This window comes from Bradyrhizobium sp. Ken64 (assembly GCF_055807555.1).
On the sequence record NZ_JBVVPA010000009.1, the window covers coordinates 194035 to 215013 of the forward strand.

At 56.4% G+C, this 20979-nt stretch carries 18 protein-coding genes and 2 pseudogenes; 14 read left to right on the forward strand and 6 right to left on the reverse strand.

What is annotated here, in order from left to right:
- The first annotated feature begins 17 nt into the window (after positions 1-17).
- The gene (locus AC0L2F_RS17745; protein WP_473249240.1) at positions 18-2447 is read left to right on the forward strand and encodes a tetratricopeptide repeat protein; all 2430 of its coding nucleotides are present in this window, start codon (positions 18-20) and stop codon (positions 2445-2447) included.
- On the opposite strand, the gene AC0L2F_RS17750 is transcribed toward AC0L2F_RS17745, so the two are convergent.
- The 3 genes from AC0L2F_RS17750 to AC0L2F_RS17760 all read right to left on the reverse strand — a co-directional run bounded on the left by AC0L2F_RS17750 (position 2444) and on the right by AC0L2F_RS17760 (position 5262).
- Positions 2444-3679 (reverse strand): hypothetical protein, encoded by a 1236-nt coding sequence (locus tag AC0L2F_RS17750; protein WP_473249242.1) that lies wholly within the window; start codon positions 3677-3679, stop codon positions 2444-2446. The genes AC0L2F_RS17745 and AC0L2F_RS17750 overlap by 4 nt on opposite strands.
- Before the next feature lie 35 nt (positions 3680-3714).
- Positions 3715-4299: a polysaccharide biosynthesis/export family protein gene (locus AC0L2F_RS17755; protein WP_473249243.1), complete on the reverse strand. Its 585-nt coding sequence runs from the start codon at positions 4297-4299 to the stop codon at positions 3715-3717.
- 126 nt (positions 4300-4425) lie between these two features.
- The gene (locus AC0L2F_RS17760) at positions 4426-5262 is read right to left on the reverse strand and encodes an ExeA family protein (RefSeq protein WP_473249244.1); all 837 of its coding nucleotides are present in this window, start codon (positions 5260-5262) and stop codon (positions 4426-4428) included.
- Between the two features lie 276 nt (positions 5263-5538).
- Here AC0L2F_RS17760 and AC0L2F_RS17765 point away from each other — a divergent pair, with 276 nt between their 5' ends.
- Together AC0L2F_RS17765 and AC0L2F_RS17770 are read left to right on the forward strand one after the other, a co-directional pair.
- Complete coding sequence (locus AC0L2F_RS17765) at positions 5539-6894, forward strand: GumC domain-containing protein (RefSeq protein ID WP_473249245.1); 1356 nt, start codon at positions 5539-5541, stop codon at positions 6892-6894.
- A 12-nt stretch (positions 6895-6906) separates the two neighbouring features.
- The gene (locus AC0L2F_RS17770; protein ID WP_473249246.1) at positions 6907-7716 is read left to right on the forward strand and encodes a CpsD/CapB family tyrosine-protein kinase; all 810 of its coding nucleotides are present in this window, start codon (positions 6907-6909) and stop codon (positions 7714-7716) included.
- A 29-nt stretch (positions 7717-7745) separates the two neighbouring features.
- On the opposite strand, the gene AC0L2F_RS17775 is transcribed toward AC0L2F_RS17770, so the two are convergent.
- Together AC0L2F_RS17775 and epsI are read right to left on the reverse strand one after the other, a co-directional pair.
- Entirely contained in the window at positions 7746-8357 is a 612-nt protein-coding gene (locus AC0L2F_RS17775; RefSeq protein WP_473249247.1) for a serine protease family protein, read from the reverse strand.
- A gap of 147 nt (positions 8358-8504) precedes the next feature.
- On the reverse strand, positions 8505-9203 hold the full coding sequence (gene epsI, locus AC0L2F_RS17780; RefSeq protein WP_473249248.1) for an exosortase-associated protein EpsI, V-type: 699 nt from the start codon (positions 9201-9203) through the stop codon (positions 8505-8507).
- A 266-nt stretch (positions 9204-9469) separates the two neighbouring features.
- Between epsI and AC0L2F_RS17785 the strand changes: the two genes are divergently transcribed.
- The 4 genes from AC0L2F_RS17785 (at position 9470) to AC0L2F_RS17800 (ending at position 12429) form a co-directional block, all read left to right on the forward strand.
- Positions 9470-10348, forward strand: coding sequence for a SurA N-terminal domain-containing protein (locus AC0L2F_RS17785; protein ID WP_473249249.1), 879 nt, complete (start codon positions 9470-9472; stop codon positions 10346-10348).
- Positions 10349-10399: 51 nt separating this feature from the next.
- Positions 10400-10621 carry an XrtV sorting system accessory protein gene (locus tag AC0L2F_RS17790; RefSeq protein ID WP_473249251.1) on the forward strand — a complete coding sequence of 74 codons (222 nt, stop codon included), beginning with the start codon at positions 10400-10402 and terminating at the stop codon, positions 10619-10621.
- A 75-nt stretch (positions 10622-10696) separates the two neighbouring features.
- Positions 10697-11599 carry an exosortase gene (gene xrt, locus AC0L2F_RS17795; RefSeq protein WP_473249252.1) on the forward strand — a complete coding sequence of 301 codons (903 nt, stop codon included), beginning with the start codon at positions 10697-10699 and terminating at the stop codon, positions 11597-11599.
- A 146-nt stretch (positions 11600-11745) separates the two neighbouring features.
- Positions 11746-12429, forward strand: a complete 684-nt coding sequence (locus AC0L2F_RS17800; RefSeq protein WP_473249253.1) for a metallophosphoesterase — start codon at positions 11746-11748, stop codon at positions 12427-12429.
- A 36-nt stretch (positions 12430-12465) separates the two neighbouring features.
- On the opposite strand, the gene AC0L2F_RS17805 is transcribed toward AC0L2F_RS17800, so the two are convergent.
- Positions 12466-13668, reverse strand: coding sequence for a glycosyltransferase (locus tag AC0L2F_RS17805; RefSeq protein WP_473249254.1), 1203 nt, complete (start codon positions 13666-13668; stop codon positions 12466-12468).
- A gap of 149 nt (positions 13669-13817) precedes the next feature.
- On the opposite strand from AC0L2F_RS17805, the gene AC0L2F_RS17810 reads away from it, so the two are divergent.
- The 7 genes and pseudogenes from AC0L2F_RS17810 to AC0L2F_RS17840 all read left to right on the forward strand — a co-directional run.
- On the forward strand, positions 13818-14999 hold the full coding sequence (locus AC0L2F_RS17810) for a glycosyltransferase family 2 protein (RefSeq protein WP_473249255.1): 1182 nt from the start codon (positions 13818-13820) through the stop codon (positions 14997-14999).
- A 582-nt stretch (positions 15000-15581) separates the two neighbouring features.
- Positions 15582-15689, forward strand: a pseudogene (locus AC0L2F_RS17815) (PEP-CTERM sorting domain-containing protein); the annotation flags it as partial.
- Positions 15690-16613: 924 nt separating this feature from the next.
- On the forward strand, positions 16614-17237 hold the full coding sequence (locus AC0L2F_RS17820) for a hypothetical protein (RefSeq protein WP_473249256.1): 624 nt from the start codon (positions 16614-16616) through the stop codon (positions 17235-17237).
- A 130-nt stretch (positions 17238-17367) separates the two neighbouring features.
- The gene (locus tag AC0L2F_RS17825; RefSeq protein ID WP_473249257.1) at positions 17368-17997 is read left to right on the forward strand and encodes a PEPxxWA-CTERM sorting domain-containing protein; all 630 of its coding nucleotides are present in this window, start codon (positions 17368-17370) and stop codon (positions 17995-17997) included.
- A 272-nt stretch (positions 17998-18269) separates the two neighbouring features.
- On the forward strand, positions 18270-18908 hold the full coding sequence (locus tag AC0L2F_RS17830; protein ID WP_473249258.1) for an Npun_F0296 family exosortase-dependent surface protein: 639 nt from the start codon (positions 18270-18272) through the stop codon (positions 18906-18908).
- A 401-nt stretch (positions 18909-19309) separates the two neighbouring features.
- Positions 19310-19609 carry a hypothetical protein gene (locus AC0L2F_RS17835; protein WP_473249260.1) on the forward strand — a complete coding sequence of 100 codons (300 nt, stop codon included), beginning with the start codon at positions 19310-19312 and terminating at the stop codon, positions 19607-19609.
- Positions 19610-20599: 990 nt separating this feature from the next.
- Positions 20600-20689, forward strand: a pseudogene (locus tag AC0L2F_RS17840) (PEP-CTERM sorting domain-containing protein); the annotation flags it as partial.
- Positions 20690-20979 lie beyond the last annotated feature (290 nt).

Sequence of the window (20979 nt, forward strand, 5' to 3'; positions counted from 1 at the left end):
AAAGTCTGGGTACCAAGATGAAAACTAGTCTTTGTTTGAAATTCAACTTTGACCATCAGATGGTCTGCAAACGACTGGCCTTTGTCTTGGCAACCGTCGTCCTTGCGGGCTGTGGATCACCAGAACAGCGCGCCCAAGAGTACTATGAGAGCGGCATGGCCCTGATCGCCAATAAAGATGACCTCGGTGCGAGGCTCGAGCTTCTCAAGGCCGTGAAATACAAAAGCGACAAGGTCGAAGTCTGGAAAGCCTTGGCCGGAATTGATGAGCGTACCAAAGCGAACTCGTTGTTTCTCGATCTGCGAAGGATTGTCGAACTCGATCCGAAAGATACCGACGCGAGAGTGAAACTCGCGAGGATCATGGTGGCCGGTGGTGGTGCAGAGCCGGCCATCAAGATTCTAGATGCTGCCAACGAAGGTGATAAGCCGAATGCCGGGCTACACGCGGTGAAGGCTTTGGCCTTGGTGAGGATGAACGATTCTGCCGGAGCCGTCCGTGAGGCCCAGCGCGCTTACGATATCGATCCCACCAACATTGATGCCGTAACCTTGCTCGCCTCCAAGAAGCTCGCTGACGGGGATAGCGGCGCCGCGATCAAGATGCTTGATGCCGTTCCCTCGCAGGCTCAGGACGCTGACCGATTGCGCGCCACACGCTTGCGGGTCGATATTCTCCTTAGGAAGGGTGATCTTGCGGAAGCGGAAAAGCTAGTGCGCCAGCTGGTAGCAGACCATCCGCAAGAAACGTCAGCTCGCCTTCAGCTCATCCAGATTCTTACCGCCGAGCGAAAATTCGATGATGCCGAGAAGGAATTGCGGGCACGCGTCGCCTCCAGTCCGACGGATAGCAAGCTGGAGCTTGACCTTGTTCGCTTCCTGAACACGTTCAAAGGCGCTGACGCGGCACGGGCTGAACTGGAGTCTCGGATTAAGGCCGGCGGCGACATATATGACTACAAGTTCGCGTTGGCTGAGCTCAATTTTATCGGGAACCGTCAAACCGATGCGATCTCCGATTTGCAGAAGCTGGTGTCAGAGACCGGTAACGCCGACCAGAAACTGAAGGCACAGGTCAGGCTTGCCGAGATGTTGACCGCTAAGGGCGACAAGGCCGCGGCAGAGCCGTTGATCTCGGAAATTCTCACGAAGGACCGCCGCAATTCCGGCGCGCTTCGCCTGCGCGCGGCTTACAGCCTCGACAAGGGACAGACGGACAGTGCCATTGCGGATCTGCGCGAAGCGCTTGCAGACCAGCCAAAATCTCCCGAATTGCTGATTGCTCTAGCGCTCGCGTATGAGCAAGGCGGCAAGCCTGAGCTAGCGGACCGTCAATACGCGGAAGCCCTGAAGAACTCGAACTCCAATATCGAGGTCGCCCTAAGATATGTTGCCTTCCTGCAGCGCCGGAACGATGCCGCACGAGCCGAGGACATCTTGACGGAGGTTATTGCTCGATACCCGGGTAACCTGCAGGCGCTTTCGTCGCTTGCACAGGTCAAGCTCAGTCGTCAGAATTGGGACGGTGCCCTCGCGGTTGCGCAAACCATTGCCGCCTTGAAAGATGGTCGTGTCGTCTCCGACCAGATCAAGGCCGCAGCATTTGCTGGCCAACAGCGAATCGGCGAGAGCATTGCCGCGCTTGAAGACGCCCACAAGGCCGCGCCAGATGCGATCCAGCCGGCGGTCGCGCTGGCATCTTCCTATATCAGAGCTGACCGTGCTGCCGATGCGGCGACCGTATTGCAGGAAATGAACAAGCGCTTTCCTGACAACGCAGAGCTTTGGGTCATTCTTGGCCAGACCAGACTGGCACAAAAGAAAGACCAAGAAGCGATCAGTAGTTTCCAAGAAGCGATCAAGCGGAAGCCAAAGGACGCGTCCGGCTATAGCGCTCTGTCGGATTACTACATCCGTGTCAAAAATTACGATGCCGCCGGCACCGTCTTGGAAACCGGCTTGAAGGAAAATCCTCAAAACATGGCTCTAAGGATGTCATCCGCGAGCCTTCAGATCATGAAGAATGACAACGCAGGAGCGATTTCCCAGTATGAGTCGATTCTGAAGGAGCAGCCGCAGGCGCGGTCCCTGATCGTGATCAACAATCTTGCCAGTCTGCTCCTCGATACCCGGTCCGATAAGGAAAGTCTGGACCGAGCTGCTGCTCTGGCGGAAACGTTGAAAGCGTCGAGCGTACCGCAGTTCCAGGATACGGTTGGCTGGGCACGCTTCAAGGTGGGTGACATCAAGTCGGCCATCGCAATCCTCGAGCCAGCCGCGGCGAAGTCGCCGAACCTGTCTGCGGTGCACTATCACCTTGGGATCGCCTACGCTGCGGACGGTCAGGCTCAGAAGGCAAAAGAGGAGCTGGAGATCGCCTCCAAGCTCGAGTCGGATGGGACTGAGCTCAAGAAGAACATTCAGGATGCGTTGAAGAAGCCCCTTTAGTTCCCGTGCGGGAGAACGAGGAAATTGTGGGTGGCAACGAACATCAGGCTGTGTGCATCGGCGGGGCCCGTCCCAGAAACCGTGGGAGTGCCGGTCAGCGGGTCAAAGATTGCAGTCCCGGTGCTCGCGAAGCGGTGCTGGTACCGATAGGTGAACTGCAACGACACGTCGCGTATCGGATTGTAGCCATAGGTTGCGGAAACTGAAACGTAATCGCTTGTTGTTCCTGCGATTTGCCGGTTACCGCTGGCCGAGAACGTCAAGTTCTCGCGGCTGTTGATGAGATAGTTTACGCTCGCGCTAATTGTATCTCGCTTGATTAGCGAACCCACAATGCTGGGTCCAACTGACTGGCTGGCAATGAGCGATAGTGTCGCGGTCTTCAAGAACTTGTAGGTCAGGATGGCATCGCCAATCCAATCCAGGGACGTGCTCCCAATCGCGGTGTTTGAGCTTACCCCGCCAATCGCAGATGTCGAAACACCACGGTCTGTTACCAGATAGGCGGCGCCGAGATTGCCCCTGAAAGACAGCAACGAGGATAGTGCCGTATCCACGCCGACCTGATTGCGGAAGATATTCACCTGGGTGCTGAACGCATTATCGTAAGCGAGCAACTCTGCTTCAGACGACAGGCTGGCACCGGTCGTGGAACTCAGTCCGTGCCGCCACGACCCCCGCGCGAGCGTGTCGGTGAATGCCGTGCCACCGCTCGAGGGCTCGTAGTATGTGCGCGTTGATGACGCGAATAAGCTAGCGGTGTCTCGCGCGTTGAACGAACGATCGATGCCGCCGGTCGCGGTGAATCGATCGAGAGAGCCACTGACCGGCGCGACGATGCCGAGGTCATTCAAGAGCGCGAGCGACGTGCTCTGCTGCCTCCAGACAGCCTCGACGTATTCCCGGTCGGACCTGTTCTTCCCGAATTGCTCGTAGTGTGCCTTCGCCCCATAGGAAAGACCCTCGGGTACTCCGTCGGCGCCTGGACCCCACCATTTCCTGTACGAGCCATCGCCATCAAGCACGAGCTTGGACGTGGGTGTCAGCCCCTCCGCCGTCCCCGTTATTGTAGAGTATGAACCGAGCGAACCGGCTGGAGATGATCTCAAGAACTGGTTGCTGTTGAGCTCCACCGTCTGGCTTTCGGAGGTTCGGAGCGACCAGTCCCATGCAAATGCGGTCGCCGGTGCAAGCCCAAGCGACATCGAGACCGCGATCGCAATCCTCTTCACAGTTGGGCCCGCCCCGGGTGCACTTTAGCTTTCGACTAGTCGAAGAACCCTCGTTCTGGCACCATGATGACGTCGCCGGCTCTCAGGGCAACGTTACCTTCGAGATCCTCGCCGGCCTCATAAGCCCTGTAATTGAACATGAAGATTGTCTCGTCGCCCCCCGGGGCGCGGCGGCGGACCTGTATCCGCTTCTTCGCAGCGTAGGGGCCAAGCCCCCCAGCAAGCGAGATGGCCTGCATCAGTCTGGTGGGCTGTCTGATAACGTAGGGACCTGGCCGCAAAACCTCGCCTGTGATGAAGATCTTGGGCTTGAGGTCCTCTTCGGGAATATCCTTGGGGGCGTTGGCCAATGCGACCGTCACGTCCAGGGCGTCATCTTTGTAGTTTGGCTTCAGCTTCGCTCTGAGCACGTTTTCGAGCGCAAGGGGGGTGAGGCCGCGGGCCCGGATATGGCCGGCCAGCGGAAAGGCGATCTCTCCGAGGGGGTCAACGACCACAGTCCGGTCGAGCTTCGGATCCTGCAGCACGGTAATGGAGAGGGTGTCCCCCGGCTTCAGCGTCTGGGAGAAGGCGGAAGTGGCAAAAATAGCCATAAACACTGCCAGTAAAATCGTCCGCATGCTTGTTTCCTCTTCGCGAAGGCTCGGATATGCGAAGTTAAAGTATTAACCCTAATCTTTGCTGAAGAACTCAAGCGAAGACCTGCCCGAGGGGGCAACATCAGGAAATTAATGGATTTCAGCCACTTAGGGAACCCGGGACAGCTGCTTCACGGGAAAAATGCTGTACTGTTGCTTGTCTGCAATGACGTCACGAACCAATTGATCACTAACGATCTTTTGGTCATTGGCGAACCCGTAAACCAGAGCGGTGTCGCACAGGACATTGATCATTCGGGGAATCCCGCCGCTGGCGTCCCCGATCAATGCGCAAGCCTCCTGGGTAAATAGCGGGCGAGGGGCGCCAACGGCCTGAAGGCGAAAGGCGATGTAGTTGGCAACCTCGCGGGCGTCCAGCGGTCGTAAGTGGAAATCGGACGAAATCCGCTGGGCGAACTGGTGCAGCTTCGGCAACAGGAGCAAATCTCGCAACTGGGGCTGCCCCACAAGTATAAGTTGTAACACCTGGAACTTGTCCGCGTTGATATTTGAAAGCATCCTCAGGTGCTCAAGGGCTTCCGGCTCGAGATTTTGCGCTTCGTCAATGATCAGGACCGTTCGCCGGCCAGTTGCAAATTGGCCATGGAGGAAGTCTTGCAAGTTCTTGAAAAGATGAGGATAGTTTCCGTCAAACGGTTGCCCCAACGCCATCAGGATCCACTGCAAAAGCTCCTCGCGTCCTTGCGGCGACGTCGAGATCAACCCCAGGGTCAGCGTTGGGCTGAGCTTCTTGAGCAGATGTCGAACAAGGGTCGTCTTGCCGGAGCCGATCTCGCCGGTGATGACAGTAAACCCGGCGTTGTTCATGATGCCAAATTCCAGCATCGTGAACGCCATCGAGTGCATCTTGCCCCAATAGATCAAATCCGGGTCGGGCAGAATCGAGAAGGGCTTCTCGCGCAGCTGGTAAAATGACTCGTACATTCTGCCGTTCTCTAGCCTACCTCGACCGCCTTATAGCTCAACCGTCGGAAAGCTCGCTATCGATTGCCAAGTCTTGAACGAAATTGCCTAAACAAACGACTCAAGATCGTCATTAAGGCTGACGATTTAAAAGCTGTCGCGACGCAATAATTCATGAGCCTCCATGCAATTTCGATGCTAAAATCATTTCAAAGTTTCATACCGCGCACGGACTGGGCCCACTGAAGAGACGTTTCCGCGCTTTGCAGGTCGTGAGCAACCGGGTTCCATAAGACCATGCTGCAGAAGATCGATTTCGAGGACAGTTTTGACGCTCCGGTGGAACAGGACCGGTCGCATCTGTTGAGACCGTCCTACTATTTGGACATCATCAAACGACGTTGGGTCGTTTTCCTGGTTCCGTTTGTCTTGATTGCGGCGGCAGGAACCGCGGCTGTGCTGATCTGGCCGCCGACCTACCTTTCCGAGGGCAAGATCCTCGTCCAGTCACAGCAGATCCCGACGGAACTCGTGCGACCAACGGTGACAAGCGCCGCGCAAGAGCGAATCCAGGTTATTCAACAGCGCACGATGACGCGCGATAATCTCATCGCGATCGCTGATAAATTCCAGCTGTTCCCCGAGAAGCGGACGCTAATGTCGGTCACCGAGTTGGTCGACCTGATGAAGAAATCCACCAAGATCGCGCCAGTCGATCCGATCCTGGATTTCAAGCGGCAGACGCGGGCGGCTTTGGAGAATCCGACGATCGTCTTTTCGGTTGGTTTTGAGTATGGGGATCCAGCCGTTGCGGCTCGTGTTGCCAACGAGCTGATGACGCGAATTTTGAATGAAGACCTTCGCGACCGAACCAGTCGCGCGACGGACACTTCGCGCTTTCTGTCTCGTGAGGTCCAGCGTTTGCAGACTGAGAATGCCGCGCTTGATGCAAAGATTGCTCAGCTTCGGATTGCTCAGGGCAAACCGGCAACGGGGTCCGGCCAGGACCAGCCGACCAGTACGCTTGCGCAAATGAAGGCGGAGCTAGTCCAGAAGAGCGCGCTTTATTCCGATAAGCATCCGATGATCCAAACGTTGAAGCGCCAGATCAAGGCGATGGAGAATGTGGCTCAAGCGCCGGTAGCGGCTGGAAACGACGCTGCAGCGGCTGCAAGCCTTGATGCGCTTATTGCTCAGCAGGAGGGTCTTCAGAAAAATCTGGAAGCGGCAACGGCCAAACTAATGGCTGCGAGGCTTGGCGAAAATCTTGAGAAGGACCAGCAGTCCGAAAAGCTCGAGGTGATCGAGCAGCCCACCGCCCCTCAAGACCCCATCAAGCCGCATCGCCCGAAGCTGCTAGCCCTCACCATTGCGTTCGCGTTGGCAGCCGGCGCCGGCCTCTCCTTTGTCCTGGAACTAACCGACAAGGCTGTCAGGCGCAGCAGCGATTTGTTCACCATCGTCGACAACCGTCTTATCGTCCCCATTCCCTATATCGCAACGAAGGCCGAGCTGCGCCGCACGAAACGTCGCAAGATTGCAGCAATCGTGCTGGCGGTCGGAGTTGTAGTCGGCCTCATTGGCGGCGCTTACGTCTTCCTGCCGCCGCTCGATCTCATGCTCGCCAAGGCGCGCGCAGGGCTCTTCCGGTAACAAGAGGTTCTCATGGACTCGATCAAGCAGGCCGTGGAGCTCGCGCGCTCCGGTGACAGTCTGGCACATCAGGAGTTCATCGGCGGATCGAAGCCGATTGCAACGGGGCAGGAGACTGCGTCCGCGCGTGAAGTGCGCCTCGATGTGGATCACCTCGAGGCCAATCGCATTGTGGCGTTCGCGACCGTGAGCGAAAGCGGTCGCTATTACGACATGCTGCGGACCCAGGTGCTTCAGGAGATGGACAAGAAGAACTGGCAGTTCCTGGCCATTACCTCGCCTACAGCTGGATGCGGAAAAACCGTGACCGCATGCAATCTGGCGATGAGTATTGCGAGGCTTCCTGAACGTTCAGCGGTCGTTGTCGATCTCGATCTACGAAAGCCAATGGTCGCAAACTACCTCGGATTGCCGCCGAGCGGCGGGGTGCTGAGTGTGCTGGACGGGCAGGTGCCGATTTCGTCCGCTGTCATCAAAGCGGGAGTGGGACCTAACAGCCTGTTCCTATTGCCTGGCTCGGTACCGACCTCCGGCTCGTCTGAGTGGATGTCCTCACAGACGATGACGACGTTGCTTCAGGCAATCAAGCGGGAGTTTCGGTCCCATACCGTGATCTTCGATCTGCCCCCAATGCTGCTCGGCGATGATGTAATTTCCATACTGCCTCGCATGGATGCGGTATTGCTCGTGACCGGCGTGGGAAGCTCATCCGTGGCTGACGTCAAAGAATGTCAGAAACACCTCGAACGTGTCCCCGTTGTGCGAGTGGTCGTGAACAAGGTGTCGGAGGATGTGGATACGTACTACGGGTCTTATTATTAGATGAATGGACTTAAAGGTCGAGGGTCGTCTCATTGTGCATCAAACGTTCCCGGGGGAACGAAGGCCGCAATCTCTGCCGCAGGTACGAAGTACTTCGCGACGTCGTAGTTTTCTTCTTTCTTGGTGACCTGGTTGATCCGCTTTTGGCTGATCTTGCGGCTCATAATGCCAAGCAGGCACTTCTCCTTCACGTCAAAAACGCCTGATCCCGAGTTGCCCGTCTTAGCCACGTCCACAATGGCTGTGCTGAAGCGCCGCGCTCCCGGCGGAATTCGGTCAGGGGCAATGATGTGAGAGCGAACGACGGCTTCAGGGATGACAGTGACGACCTCCTGGCCTGGTCGAGGCGGAGCGTCACACAGACGCAGGCGCCGTAGCCTCAACCGCATCGGCAGCAGGTTTTCTTCCACCGCCAACAAAGTGAGGTCCGTTCCCTCGAGCTTGCCCTCCTTGACGACTTGGGTGGGGTACTCATGATCGGCAATCGTGACTCTTGGCCGTGTGAACCAGGTTCGCCCTGCCACGTGAGCCGCCGTCAGGAATTTGCCCTTTCCGAGAAAAATGCCGTAGCCAGGTCCCCATGTCTGCATGGGGGTCTGGTGGATATTCACCGCGTAAGCAAGCAGAGTATCTTCCGGCATCTGTGCGGTAGCCGCTCCAGCCGTCGGGAGCTGCAACGTCAGGTACACCAAGAGCCCAACAAAAGAACCAGCTGCTCTGCGACCTGCGGAGCGAGAATGATCACCTGTGTTGTACCTGCCTACCGAGCGCATCGTGATCCAGGGCAATCAGGATTTTCCCAGGAAGAAGCCTCTTTCCTGGGCAGGCAGCGCAACCAGCAAATCCTTGATGAATTGATCCTGCAATTTGAACGAAGCTTCCTTGCTAAGGCCGATCGTCGAGATTCTGAACAAGGAGCCGTCGGGAAGGATGCCGCGTAAGCCGTATTTCAAGCGGCTGATCTGATTGTCGACGACCCCGTTTGAGATGTCATCGCCGATCTTCATCCAGTAGGTGATAGGCTCGAAGCGCGACTCGCGCTCTGCAATCAACCTGGTGACTTTCAGTGACCCGCCGGAATAGTCCAGGCTGGAGCTGTTCTTGTCGGACACGCGAAATCCGTTAGCCGTATAGCAGATCTCGGGGCGGTGCGCCTTGAGCTTATAATTTTGCACGGGGCCGTATGCGACCAGCAGCATGACGATGTGACCGGCACCATCCGTGTAGCCCCGTGCCACTTCCTGGCTGTAAACTTTCGCGGAGAGGGGATCCGGGGGCTGCACAAAGGCTTCGGGGTCCACCGGCTTGACCGGGCTGATCTCGGGGACAAGCTTCCAGTTAGCGAACTGTTTCGGAATGACCGTTTCCAGGCTTTGGGAAGCCGTGGTACGGGCCATCAATTGCCGTGGCGCAAACATCTCGGCAGCTATAGCGGTCCCCGCAATTGCAATTGCCGCGAGAACAACCCCAACTCGGTTGGACTTCATTGTGTAGCTCCTATTCAAACAATCGATAGCCGTCCACCGGCTCAAAATATAGGGGCGATAGCCCTGAATTACCTCACGAAATCGTCACAAGGGGTTCATTGTCCATAAATCCCGGAATTAATCTAAATATCTGAATTTCAGCCCGGCTCAACCTCGTGTCTCGACGGCTGCGCTCTAGCCACTTAATGATTGAGCTTACATTTCCTGTTCCGAGCAAGTCTCTCGCTCGGCGCGTATCATTACCAACTGCAAACACGGAGCGTCAGGTGAAAAGGCTTGCCAATTTGCGCACTTGGGGCCTGGCCCTGTTCCTGACCGCGTCCGGTCTTGCCTTGGCCTCATGCGGTCAACAAAGCGGGGAAAAGGCAGCTGCCACAAAAGGGCAGGTGGTTGCTCGAGTAGGCAACGAGGTCATTACGACGCAGGAGCTTGACAATGAGTTCAGGCTGGCCGGCATCACACCGGACAAACAGAAAGATCCAGAGGTTCTGAAGCGCGTCCTCGGTGAGATCGTTGTTCGCAAGTATTTGCTGCAGCAGGCCATGAACGCGAAACTGGACCGCGAGCCGGGAGTCCTGTTGGATTTATTGCGCGTGCGTGAGCAGGTTCTTGGCAACGCGGTGCTGAACCGCGCAGCATCAGCCAAAGCGCCGACCAAAGCCGATATCGACCGCTACGTCGCGAAAAACACATGGAAGTTCGCCGATCGCAAGCTGTTCAGCGTCGACGAAGTCGTCATTCCGCTCACGCCTGCCACCCAGAATTTTGTAAACGCCAACAAGGACGCCAAATCGCTGGACGAACTTCTTCAGCAACTGACAACAAGCGGAATTCCACATGGTCGCCAGCTCGGCGTCCTCTCGAGCAGCGACCTGCCTGAGGAGCTTGTCGGATTGATTCAAAAGCGGAAGGACGACGACATCTTCTTCACCAGGGTCGGTTCAAACGGGCTCTTCTTCAAGGTCAGGGCCGAAGAACCTCGTCCGATCGAAGGAGATGCCGCTGTCAATCTGGCGCGGCAGATGATCCGCTCGGACGCCCTCGCAGCAGAATTGGGCCTTGCGGCCTATTCGGCGAAACTCGAAGCCAAGTACGAGGGCGAGTACGCCGACCTCATGAAGCAGGGGGAGCCCAAGTCGCAATGACCGGCATTCAGGTTCATCCGCCCAGCCATTCTCTTTTCACCAGCGTGGAACATGGCAACACTATTTGACGTCGTCACCGTTACGAGCTTTGTCGGACTGGTCATCGCGTTCTTTCAGTTCTCCGACCGCGAGATCCGGACTCTGGTGTATTTTATGCTGTCCGGTATCGTGTTTGCCGTCGCCAATCAGGTCGGCAATGCCGGACAATATATCCTCGGCGGGGTCTTGATCCTGGCGGGAATTGGGTTTGCCGCTCTTGTCATCAAGAGATAGCCGATTGTTGGCGCACGCAAGGGATGCTAGTTTCTACGCCCATGTGGATTATATTTAATCACAGAGCTTGAATTGATGACCGATATCCATATTCGCAAGTCGCTTGGAACTGGTCTGTCCGCTTCCCTTCTCGGTCCTGTACTGATGGGGGTGGCCATCCTCGGCGCCTACATGCCCACCATTCGAGGCTTGATTAACGGCCCATGGCAGACGGAACAGGAGGGCCACGGTCCCCTTATCATCGCGGCGACGCTGTGGCTGATTTGGCAATCGCGCGACCGAGTGATGCGCGCCAAGGTCGCACCTGCACCGGTCATGGGTTGGGCCATCTTGGCCATCGGATTGGTGTTTTTGTACCTTTCGCGGTTGCAGCAAGGGCTGCTGACCGTCGAAATGGGGTCGATCTTGCCGGTGATCGTTGGATCGATCCTGATCTGCGCGGGTTGGCCTACGCTTCGGGCCTTGGCCTTTCCGCTCAGCTTTCTGGTCTTCGCGGTGCCGATGCCTGACTGGCTCGTCGACGCAATGACGGTCCCGTTGAAGGTCTTCATTTCCGATACGGTGACCCGAGTCCTTTACGCTGCGGGCTTCCCTGTCGCGCAGAACGGCGTCATGATTATGATCGGATCCTATCAGCTCCTGGTCAAGGATGCTTGCTCCGGCATGAACTCGATTTTCGCCTTGTCCGCAATCGGGGTGTTTTACGTCTACGCATTCAGATGGAAAGAAAAGCTCCGCAGCTTCATGCTCATATTGGGGATCATTCCTATTACGATCCTCGCCAACTTTTTCCGCGTGTTTGCGCTGGTGCTGATGGCCTACTATGGCGGCCCTGATCTCATCGAGGGCACCGTTCATGATCTGACAGGAATCAGCCTGTTTGTGGTGGCGCTTCTCCTCCTGTTCGCTTTCGACGGTGTTCTCGGAATTATCGGTAGCCTCGTCACGAGATCGCGGGGCAAAGTGGCTGCTACGTGACACGCCCGCCGGTGATCTTGAGCTCCGTTGTCCAAGACTAAGTGGGGTAGGGGCGCCGACAAAGGTTCTAGCCTAATGTCGGGCCCAATTGATGCGGTTCTCTCAGGAAATCCGCCGCGACACGGTGGCTCTCTTAAGGGCTGACCATGAGTCTTACCTATGCCATTCCTGACCTCCACGGCCGGCTCGATTTACTCGAGCGGGCGTTGTCGCGGATTCTCGAGCACGTCGGTCATCAGACGGCGCGTGTCATCACCCTGGGCGACTACGTTGATCGAGGACCGAACAGCCGCGAAGTGATCGAATTCCTGATGCGGTGGTCGTTTCCGAATTTGCAGCTAACGGCCTTGAAAGGGAATCACGAGGCGATGATGTGGGAGGCTTGCAACAATCTTGTCGAAGCTACGTGGTGGATCGAGAACGGGGGCAACGAGACATTGGCTTCCTACGGCGAATTCCTTCCCGGCATGCCGCTTCGGACTGTGGTTCCACCGCATCACCTGGCATGGATTGCTGAGCTTCCGACCCTGTTTGCCGACTCGAAGCGCGTATTTGTGCATGCAGGATTGGATTCACGGCTTCCTCTCAGCCAGCAAAGCGAACGGACGCTGCTATGGAAGCGCTATCCTAAGCGAGGGGCGTCGGGGTATGGCAGCCGGCATGTTGTCCACGGACATGACGCGGACGAACGGGCACCTTTAGTGTCAAGTGGCAAGACAAACTTGGATGCAATGGCCTGGAAGACGGGGCGTCTCGTCGTGGGAGTGTTTGCAGAAGAGCATCCTGGGGGAGCGGTCGAGTTTCTAGAGGTAGTCGAAAGTCGGCTCTGATTACGACCGCTTACGAAAGAGCTAGGCCTGTTTCAACTACGCTGCCTGAAACAGTTCGGCTAAACGCAGGGACTCACGATCGATGTCGTGAAGATCGATGACTTTTGTTCGAGCGCTCTCTCCCATGCTTTCGATCTCCTCATCGGAGCATTGGAGGCAAGCCTGCATGGCGGTCGCAAGGCTGTCCACGTCTCCCGCGGGAACAAGCCAGCCGTGCTTGCCCGGCTCGACCAATTCAGGAATACCCGCGACGAAAGTGCTGATCACGGGACGTCGCAGCGCCATGGCTTCCATGAGTACGACGGGAAGGCCCTCTGCGAAGCTTGGTAAGACCAGGGCCCTGGAGGCCAGGATGTATCCCCGGACCTGGTCGCTTGTGATCCAGCCCGTAATTCGCACGACCGCCTGCAACTGGAGTTGCTCGATGCTGTGCTCCAGCTCTGCTCTCATCTCGCCATCGCCAGCAAGCACTAGCTCGAATTTGACGCCGGCGTCTTGAAGCCGTCTTGCAGCCTGCAGCAGCAATAGCTGCCCTTTCTGCTCAGAGAGTCTTCCGACACAAACAAGTCGGGGTATCTCCGTCGGCTGCCTCGTTGTGTCATGCTCGTAGAAGCCGGGCTCAAGGCCGCACCTCACAACCCTTACTTTTTTCCATTGTTCATAGCCGACTTGACGGAAAAGTTGACTCCGTCCAAACAAGCTGATTGCAACAACAAAGCTGGCGGACCGGATCTTTTCTGCCAAGCCAATGAAACCGGCCTTGTCAAATTCCTCCGGGCCGTGGGCTGTGAAGCTCCAAGGTGGTCCACCCAAGGCGTGGGTCAACATCGCGACTTCAGCGGAGTTGGTGCCAAAATGCGCATGAAGATGCTGCGCTTTTTCGGCTCGCAACAAAAGATAAATCAGACATGCCTCAATCAGATAAACAAGGTGGACCGGAAGCGGTCGTTCCGCCCGTCGCCCAAGCTTCCATACCAACGCCAGGGCCTTAACCATGTGAACCGGTCGCGTTGCAAGCACACGAAAGAATGCGAGCAGAAGGCTCCTGCCGCCCCGATGAAGGATGAAATGTGTGCGCCGCGCTTCGATCTGATCTTCCGGGCTGAGAGGGTCCTCGTTGCCACCTCGGATTGAGATGCGCAAGATTTCGTGCCCTTGACGTTCGAGCGCGAGAATCTCTCTTCGGATAAAACTGTGGCTGACTGCCGGGTAGCGATTAACCAGATAGGCGATTTTCATTGGTTCGATCTTGAGGTGTCTTTGAACTGGGCAATGGAGGTTTGACTGTTGGGTCGTCCTGTTTGTAGCTTCGAAAGCGGTGACCAGACTGTTATTGCTGGAGGATTGTTGGCTCCAATGAGTATCCTCGGCCCTGCGGAAAGCAATGGATGTTGGTATTTCTTACAGCATTAAATGCACTGGCGTTAATTCCTACGCTGGTGCTCTTTGTTGAAGTGGTGGGAGCGGTCGTGGCGCGCCATGAGGAATATTTGCAAATCCCCCAAACGCCCGGCCCCGTGGTCATTGTCGTACCGGCTCACAACGAGAGTTGCAGCATCCTTCCCACCTTGATGGACCTCATCCCTCAATTAAGAGAGTGCGATCGTCTGCTCGTGGTGGCCGACAATTGCAACGACGATACGGCAGCAGTTTCGGCCGCACAAGGCGCGGAGGTGCTCCTGCGCAATGAGCCTGATCGACGCGGGAAGGGTTACGCACTGGCATGGGCCATCGCGCATTTAAGAGACGATCCGCCTGAATTCGTTCTCTTCGTGGATGCGGATTGTCGGCTGCAGCCGGACTTCGTCCCAAAGACGCTGGACCATTGTGCACAAACGGGCCAGCCTGTTCAGACGCTTTATCTCATGACGGGTGCGGACGGCTTTCAGGTCAACCAGCTTGTCGCAGAGTTAGCTTGGCGGCTGAAGAATTGGATAAGGCCACTGGGGCTCCATCATTTTGGCCGACCGGTACAACTGATGGGCGCCGGAATGATGTTCCCCTGGGGGGTGATTGAGTTAGCGCCGCTTGCCAGCGGCAACCTCGTCGAGGATTTGAAGTTGGGATTGGACCTCGCTTTAAGCGGCACACCAGCTCGCTTCCTGCCGACAGTCCGAGTAACCAGCGCGTTTGCAGCAACAGAGCGAGGTGCTGAAAGTCAGCGGAAACGTTGGATCGAGGGGCACTTGCGCATGATCGGGGGTTACGTCCCCCGGCTAGTGGCGGCGTCGATCGCGACGCGCAATTTGGACGCGCTGGTTCTCGCGTGTGATCTCCTCGTGCCCCCATTGTCGCTTCTCATACTGATAGCGTTGGGCATGGTGGCGCTGGGAGGCATCTATGCGTGGCTCGGAGGGGCGTTGCTTCCCACAGTGTTGGCCTTTTTGAACCTCTCGTTGCTTGCCGGCGCGCTGGCCTTCGCTTGGCTGAAATTCGGCCGGGATATTTTGCCGGCGTCGCAAATTCCTTTCGTGCTGGGGCAAGTCTTGCAAAGGTTCCGTCTCTTGGGACGTCTTGTGCGTCGGAGCTCTTCCGAGTGGGTACGCACTGATCGCAGTAGACCGGAATAGCCCCAGCGCTGTGCCATGCCAACCAAGGCCAATGTTAAACCAGATCTCGGCGGTTTTGAAATTAACCGACTCAGCTGAGGCCTACTCAGCCGAGTGACTCGAGTGTGGTCCCGTCCATCTCCAACTGCATGGAAATTGTGCAAGGCCGCAACGTTTGTGTGCACCGCAACATTTATGATTGACAGGGAGTTATCGGCCAGTGATACCAAGCTTGGTAAATTGCAAGGGGCGAATCAAATGTCATCTTTAAAGCTTCTTCTCGCGGCCATCGTGGGATTTGTCGTGTCTGTGGGGGCGGCACAAGCGTCAGTGATCATCAATATCTCGCCCGAGCCGGTTCATGCCGGAACGCCGGAAACTATTACAGCTACAATCAGCGGGACGTTTTTCGGAGGTGGTTGGTCGTTTACGGATGGTGTGCATTCCACCGGCGGTGCGTACTCTCTCAACGTACCGGTCACGAATCCCGTGATTCAAATCGGGACCTTCACATACGCGAATGGTGTCTATAACTATTCCTTCACATACAATGGCCTCACTACCGCGGGGCAATTTGACGGCGGCACGATCACCGGCGTCATCACCGCCGTTCCGGAGCCGGCCACCTGGGCCATGATGACACTTGGCTTCTTTGGTCTCGGTTTCATCGCTTACCGTCGTCGGACTGGCGCATCGCTTCGGCTTGCTTAATAACCGGTTGAGCTGCGCAAAATCGAGAAAGCCGCCGGATGGCGGCTTTTTTTCTGACTCATCTCGTCGGATGTCTTGGGGGAGGTGCTCGCAGAGCTGGCCAGTCGCCGCTCTTGTCGGCCCAGGTTGCACGTTCACTTTGGTGGAGAACACCGCGAGGCACTTATCGAACCAGCGTCTGCTTCGAATCCCGGCGAGAGTCGGTCGTGCCTCTGGAAACTGTCAACGCGGACAGCCTGACGCGGCAGTCAATTATCGCTCGCAAGATGCGGGATTGAATCCTGCCAGCCAGCTTCTGCAGAGTTCTTCCTTCCGGCTGTCGACTGAGTACTTGCCGCTGCTGCAGAAATGTCACGGTGTGGCAAGATATTCCTTAAGCAAGCGCTTGCTGCTTCAAGACTCAGAGCACTCGATGTAAGTGGGCATGCCGGCTCTGTAGAGGTTCCGAAAGAGATGTCGAACCAGATGCCCGATTCGATCACGCGAGTCTTGCTTGCGGCGCTTAATGCGGCCGACGATATGGTCGAGCGTAGCTCGAATTTGTCTGGGCCAACCGAAGTTGTTTGCGTAGCCCAAGCTTTGGCAGAGCTAACTAAACTCGAGATCCTGGATAGCGCCGACAGGCGTCAAAATCGTTTTGCGGCAACGATATCCCTAAGCATGGATAAGTTCAGGTCGGCATCCTGACGACACGGGGGATAGCCCATCTAAGCGAGAAGCCGAATTGTCGCTCTAAAAAAGAAATTTGGCGAGCGCGCAAGGAAGTGCGTTCCGCTATAATAAACGTGCCGAATCAGTAACGTTCGCGTCAGTAGCCCAACAGTTCAGACACGAGGCGCACGAGAGATCTCTCGTGTCGATTGCGCACGCATTGCATGCTCGCCGATTAAACGAAGCTCTTACATCTGGGATGGGGAAGCAACAATGAAGATTACCACGCTCTTTGGGGCTGCGATTGTAGGCGCTTCGCTGATCGTCATGCCGGTTAGGGCGAGCACCTATTTGACGGAAAACTTCACCTTTAGCACCTCGGGCTACAGCGTTGCGGGCAAATTTACTTACGATCAGTCGAATGGTCAGCTGCAGTCGATAGCGGGGAACGTTGTAACAGGTGCTGTAACGGAAGCGATTAACGGGCTCGTGCCGGCCGACTACACCCTGGGTACGAACTACTTTTATCCGGCGCCCGGCGATCCATACAGATACTTCTCCTACGACAATCTGTTCGTCGCGGGGGCATTCACGTTTGACGGCATTCTGTTTTCATTCGGCTCAGGTGGTAATTATGGCGGCCTATACTTTAATCCTGGAGCGTTCTTCGTAACGTGGCTGCCCGACGGCCCGAACACACCGGCTTCTGACGCCGGGCTCGAGTGTCCTCAAAACCTATATTGCCCAGGCGTCGCGGGGAGCCTAAATTTCTCAGCTGTAAGTCCTGTACCCGAGCTTTCAAGCTGGGCCATGATGCTGATTGGCTTCCTCGGGGTTGGCATCCTGGGGCAGGCCGTTCGTCGGTCGTCCCGAGCCTATTCAGAAGCGTCTAGCTAGGCTCCGGTGAGCGAGACATTGGATGAGCGCGAGTTGGATTGTTAAATTCAGCTCGCAATTAAATTACCTTTTGACAGCCTTTGTTTGCTTCTCTATTGATGGTCAATAATTTGATAATAGGAGACGCCACGTGAAGCGCCTTTTGCCCGGTTTGGTTGTGATTTCCGCGCTTGCCTGGTCGCAGGCTGCTCAGGCAGCGACCTTGGTTTTCCAAGACGACTTTAATGCCACCACCACGCAGTTGCTCAACCAGACGGTGTTTGCGAACTGGACAGTGACGTCCGGATCAGTTGACGTGATTGGCGACGGCGGACCTTACGCGTTCTTGCCGAGCGGCAACGGCAATTATGTCGACTTGAACGGTTCGACGGGCCAGCCAGGCCAGCTGACGACCAACATGATATTCGGATCCGGGACTTATCTGGTCAGCTTTCAGCTCGCGGGTAGCCAGGGTGGTGCCGGCAACGTCGATCCCGCTCAGCACACCACGCAAATCCTGTTCGCGCTTGGTGGGACATCGCAGTCGATCACACTCGATCCGACCGATGCTCTAACGACTTATTCCTTCTATTTCACGACAGCCGGCGGGAAGCTGAGTTTTACGGATCTTGCTGGCGGCAATCCGAATGTGGGCAATCTTCTTGACAATGTATCGGTCTCCGCCGTTCCTGAGCCGTCCACCTGGGCGATGATGATTTTCGGCTTTCTCGGGGTAGGCGCTCTGGCTTATCGGCGCCGATCGCAGCCTCTTGCGGTCTGAATTCCCAGCGGTTGACATTGGAAGGGCGCTCCGTTGGGCGCCCTTTTAGTTTCAGGCTAGTGGTCAAACTCGCGCCATAGTTCAACACCGAGATTTCGGCTTAATAACTAAGGGCCAGCCAGCATCTAGGATGCTGCTATAGTATTAAATCAATTAACCCATTATTTTTATGGTTCCGTTTAATTTTGCTTGACGCAGAGCTGCATTGCTCTTAGTGAATATTTGGTTACGTAAAACTACCTGAATTTCCGTTCTCCAGTGGAGGCTTTAAGATGACCAAATTGCTACCCGCGCTTGTATTCGCACTCGGCATGGCCGTGGCAGGCAGCGCAAACGCCAGCATCGTCGCTCTTGCTACCAGCACCCCGGCGGGTACTTCTAATTTTGATTCCCAGTCGGTTGGGAATGTGACGTCCAGCTTCGCGATTGGCGGTTGGACTTTCACCCCCGGCTCGAATTCTCAGATCAAGATCGGAAGTGATGGCAACGGCGCTCAGCCGCTTGGCACGCCCGGCAATTATCTGAGCGTACTGGGTGGTGGTTCAATCGACATCTCCTTCGCAGCGACGAAATCGATTGGTTTCTTTTGGGGCTCGGTCGACTCTTACAATTCGATCAAGTTTTTCAACTTAGCCGGCGACGTCGTAACCGGCACGGACTTGTTCCCCCAGCTGTCTCCGACTGGCTGCCAAGGCAGCACTGCTTGTAATTCGTACGTGACGTTTACCTCGGACACCGCCTTCTCGCACGTCGAGCTGAGCTCCAGCTCTAATTCGTTCGAGATCAACAGCATCTCAGCGGTTCCCGAGCCGACCACTTGGGCTATGATGATCCTCGGCTTCCTGGGCCTGGGCTTCCTCGGCTATCGCAAGAGCAGCAAGACGGGCGGCGCTTCGTTCCGTCTCGCGTAAATGCAAAGATACATCGACTAACGAAAGGCCGCCATTTGGGCGGCCTTTCTCGTGTCGGGTGGTGTTTCGGCTTTTAAAGCGGTGAGCGGGCGCCTGCGCCTAACAAGGATAAGCGCGATGGACATTATCGGCACTTGCATCAATTGCTTTCCGGTATCCAGCAGTTTCCTCCTCACGTGTGGATTGGCGACGGCTGCTCTCGGGCTGGCAATTTATCGGTCAATGGCGGGGCATGCGACCGTCGCTATCTGCGAAGCAACGGGAATAAGACAACGCGCGTCGTAGCTTTCGCGAAGCGGCCGTCGCCGGGTTTGGCTGGGGCGAAGTCCCACCTCCGACCTTCTTCGAGGGCCGCGTCGTTTTGGCTGATGGGTCGCGTACATCCTGAGAAGGTGTGATCCGTGGCCAATCCAAATCCGCGGCCGTCGTATTTGGTCGTCGGTCTCGCGATGATTCTCCTTCATTGGACCGGTTGTGCCGCGGCGGAAGCGACGCGCATCAAGCGGCCGGCGCCGAGCCCGGAAGAAGTCCAGAACATCGCTGTCGACATCGCCAAGAACGACAGCCTTCTTCGTGAGGGCGACATTATCGTGACCCCGCGGGGATTTCTGGTGTTCAAGGGTGTTGCCTCGGATGGCTACACCTATGAATTCGAGCCCGTGCCAAATCCTTTGAACCAGAATCGTGGTCGGAAGAACTAAGGCCGCAGGAGCAACTGCCTTAACGTTACTGATGCCATTTAAAAAAAAGCTGTCCGGTGTCCGCCAAATTAACGACATGGGGTCGCGAACAGGCTAAACAACGGGTTAAAGGGTCCCCGGTTGGGCGCTGTTGGAGAATTTGGAATGCTGTCTCGCTCGTTTTCGTTCGCTGCGTTTCTGGCCGCTGGTCTGGCGTCGTCGTCCGCGCTTGCGGGCGTTGTGTCGGTGACCAGCTACGACATGAATAACGGCAACGGGTCGACCCAGTATACGTTCGGCTACGACTACCTTGATTTTACTTACCAGGGTGCCAATGCGTCGACCAATGGATCGAACAATCCGGTCCCCAACAACTCTACGCCGCAAGTCGGAAAGTTGAGCGGAGGGACCGGCCTGCTGACTGACGGCGTTATCGCCACCGAAAATTATGCGATGGTGAGCGGAAGCATCGCGAACAGTGGAAAAGTCATAGGCACCCCCTACAACCAGGCTTACGCCGGCGGGACCACGCAGTATGTCGGCTGGAAGTATCAGGATCCAACGATCACCTTCCACCTTGCGGCCGGTCAAAGCGTCAGTTCGATCGCAATCTATGCTGCGGCTTACAACCCGCTCCTCGGGGACTCGAACGGTCTCGTAGCAGCCCCGGGCGGAGTCGATCTTTGGATCAATGGAAACCTGGTCTCTGGCGCCTCTCTTCAGACCACGTCGCTCAGCGGCAACGCTGCACAGCTCCTGCTCGCTGGATTTGGGACGGTCTCGTCCGACTCGATATTCCAATTGAGGTTCGATCGCGGAGAGTTGCAGCAAGACGGGATCGATTATTTCAACGACCACGTTTTGGGTGCTTACAACAACGCGTACAGCTGCACTGCCTTCTGTGATCCTATCAGCGGTTTCCTTCAGGAAGCCGCTGGTGGCGTGGCGACGGGTCCTATGACCAAAGGGGGGCTCGAACCCTGGATCATGCTGAGCGAGGTCCAGTTCCTGACCACGGCCGTCCCTGAGCCCTCCACCTGGATCATGATGATCGCGGGCTTTTTCGGGCTGGGGTTCATCTCGTATCGGCGCGGCAGCAACAACACCCGATTGGTTCTCCAGCGACGATCATCGGCGCCTGCCTCGATTGATTCCACCTTCCGGCGGCTTTCTCTTCAACAGCGCTTTCGGTCTTGCCGCATTTGAGTTTGCCCAGCTTGCCCACATAACGGGCCTCGCGTCACCGCTTTGTGTGCGGCAACGCCACCTGTCGGCGATTACTCTGTCCTGCCTTCTGAACAGCGTGGCCTGTACTCATCAGCTCGGACTGGCCAACAGGTCACGGACATCTGCCGAAGTTTTGCAAGACTCGAAAAGGCATGACTCTCACG